2 protein-coding genes are annotated in these 1,772 nt (G+C 60.0%); both read left to right on the forward strand.

The window, feature by feature from the left end:
• Positions 1–342 precede the first annotated feature (342 nt).
• Positions 343–966, forward strand: coding sequence for a response regulator (locus tag ACOSYY_RS03760; protein ID WP_421660931.1), 624 nt, complete (start codon positions 343–345; stop codon positions 964–966).
• 106 nt (positions 967–1,072) lie between these two features.
• On the forward strand, positions 1,073–1,772 hold a 700-nt coding region (locus ACOSYY_RS03765), incomplete at its 3' end, for a histidine kinase dimerization/phospho-acceptor domain-containing protein (protein ID WP_421660932.1).

Here is a 1,772-nt window from a genome sequence, read left to right on the forward strand (position 1 = left end):
TCTAGAATCCTTTGGACCCCTCGGAGCCGGGCCATTGGTCGCAGAAAATTTCTATGTCGTTGAGACTTCAACCATTCTTAGGGAATGAACCCATTTTATTGTTGCCGGCTCTACTCTGGTACGAAGCTTGCGGTACCGACGCACGTAGTCGGAATCGGATCAGAAAGGATACGACGATGATGTTCATGATCTACACACTACCGATGGCCGCCATGTTGATCGGACTCGCGACCTATTGGATGGTTACCAAACTCTGGTGACCCGTTTATTTATCGAACGAGAGACGAGTCGACCCATGTTGAGCTGGTGGTGCATCTCATCTCCGATTGGTGGATTTCAACCATGCGACGGCAGGCTTATCTCAGCGCACTCTATCATTCCCGCGGATTTCAGGCCCGTCGCGCTGAACTGGACTCGGCACTGATGTTGCTCAAGGAACTGGTCTTGAAGCCTCGGGTTTCACGAGCGGGGCATGATGAAGATCAGCGGCAGGATGCCATGAACGTCACTCACACAAGGAGGGGAGCCATGACGGAGAAACGATCGGATGCGTTGTTCGGAGCGTCAACCGGGAATGGTCGCGTGTTGGTCGTGGATGATGAGCCGGATATCAGAAAGGTCGTCCGGATGACCTTGCAAAAGGCCGGCTACGACGTGCTCGAAGCCGAGAACGGCGAGAAGGCCATTGAAATCATCAACACAGGCGAAAACCGCCTGATGCTCGATGTCCTGGTCTGCGACATCCGCATGCCGAAGATCAACGGCGTGGAGGCCATCGCCTACTTCCGGAAGAACTACAAGCGCGTCCCCATCATCGTCCTGACCGGATTCCCGGACACCGAGATGGCCGCGACGTTCCTGCGCGACGGCGGGATCGTGGACTATCTCGTGAAACCGGTAGAAGGCGAGAAGCTCAAAGCCGCCGTGGCTCGCGCGATGGAGCAGCGCGAAGTCGCCTCTTTGTAACGTGGCACTCCCTTGTCGGATTCCCCTCCTGCGAGGAGCACCCCGCTCCTCGCATGGTGTGGGAATGTTCCGGGCTTAACCACGCCGGCCGGTCACAGGGGGTATCATGGGTAGCCCGAACTACGAGCAGATGAAGGTTGCCATCCTCGGCGCGGGAAAGGGCGGCTCGCGGCTCTTGGAAGTGTTGAGTCAGCTCCCGGGGGTGCAGATCTGCGGCGTGGCCGACAAGAACCCGAACGCGCCGGGGCTGCGCCGAGCGCTCGATCTGAACATTCCCGTCAGCCAGCATGTGACGGACTTCATCGGCAACCACGGCATCAACTTGATCATCGATGTCACCGGCGACCCGGCCCTGCCGCGGATCATCGCCCAACACAAATCACCGGGAACGGAAACACTGACCGGGGCCGCCTCCAAGCTGCTCTGGCACCTGATGCAGCACGAGTCGCAGCTCCAGGCCGAGGTGTCGCACACCGACAAGCTGGCGGCCATCGGCTCCTTTGCCGCGGGCATCGCCCACGACATCAATAACCCGCTCTACCTCATCCTGGGGCTCGCGGAAGACCTGATGGAGCAAACCGACCCGGCGGTCGTCCGGCAACATGCCCGGGACATCATCGACGCGGTCAAACGCACCAGCCGCATCTGCTCGGATCTGACGCGCTACGCCCGGCGCGCGGACGACCAGGGAACGGCCCCTGTGGACGTACACGCCAAGCTCGACGAGGCCGTCAAGATCGGGCGCTATGCCCTGCTCTTCCAGGACATCGTCGTGCAGAAAGCCTACGGAGCCGTCCACGCCACCG

It is taken from the genome of Nitrospira sp. BLG_2 (assembly GCF_049222245.1).

Coding starts and splice junctions, on each gene's coding strand:
- ACOSYY_RS03760 (WP_421660931.1), top strand. CDS start 343: ATGCGACGGCAGGCTTATCTCAGCGCACTCTATCATTCCCGCGGATTT.